Annotated in this window: 1 protein-coding gene and 1 pseudogene; both read right to left on the bottom strand. The window is 29.1% G+C overall.

What is annotated here, in order from left to right; genetic code table 11:
• Nucleotides 1–212: 212 nt before the first annotated feature.
• The gene (locus KPL50_RS26570; RefSeq protein ID WP_216203556.1) at nt 213–443 is read right to left on the bottom strand and encodes a DUF1292 domain-containing protein; all 231 of its coding nucleotides are present in this window, start codon (nt 441–443) and stop codon (nt 213–215) included.
• Between the two features lie 289 nt (nt 444–732).
• Nucleotides 733–939, bottom strand: a pseudogene (locus KPL50_RS26565) (polynucleotide adenylyltransferase); the annotation flags it as partial.

The raw sequence follows: 939 nt of genomic DNA, 5'->3' as shown, positions 1-939 counted from the left end.
GTACTCACTTTTGTTAGTTGTAAAAACACTATCATTGTATGCACTTTCCTCAATGGATTGAATAATTTGATTTTTAGAATGTGGATTTTTCGATTTTGTGTCTTTGTTAATATAATTACGGGAATTATCTTTACTAGCTTGTTCACGACTCTTCATACAGAACCTCCTAATTACTTAATATAGATTAAATCCTCTCTTGCAGAGCTGCGATATTAATGTTCGCTATACTTCTTTAATACTTTTTTAAACTCATCGCCCTCACCTATTGATTTATATTCTACTTCGCCATTAACTACAACTGACTTATAAGCATATGCCTCATCTGAATCCTTAGGTCCAACTATTACATAATCAGTTCCATCCATTTTAATAGCATCAATTAGTTCTAAATCAACTTTTTCTCCATTTTCATTTAGCACAGTAATTATTTCATTAGTTTTCATAAACAAACCTTCTTTCATGTAATTAACCATTCGTTTCTACGTGCCCTCTTATTTTGTTCCTAATTTAATGTTTTATACTAAATATTTATAATAACTCAAAATGAAATCTCCCTAGAATAAAAAATAAGAGTAAGATTCGTATGAAGTTTCTCCTGCGTGACGTGAAATAAGAGTTTGAAACGTGAAAGTTGATAAAAAAATGACACCCAACTATTGAAGTCAGGATGTCACTTTTCATCTAATTATTTTGGTAATATCCATCTTGCATAAACAAATCTGTGTCGATATTTCAATTTTTATAATATTTTTCGTAAATTATAGATAAAAGTTTCTCTTTAGTATTAAGCTCCGAGTTTTCTAATACTATGTTTAAAAGAAATTTCAGCATAACACCTATCTGAGTTCCTGGCTTAATAGAAAATTCACTCATTAAATCTTTACCGTTTATTGCTAGTTCTTTTATAGATAATGGAGCCTTAGATTCTATAATATCTAT

The organism is Clostridium sp. CF012 (genome assembly GCF_018861755.1).
Classification (GTDB): Bacteria; Bacillota; Clostridia; order Clostridiales; family Clostridiaceae; genus Clostridium_AD.
The sequence above is the reverse complement of the archived record's forward strand: the minus strand, read 5'-3'. Positions and strand labels throughout refer to the sequence as shown.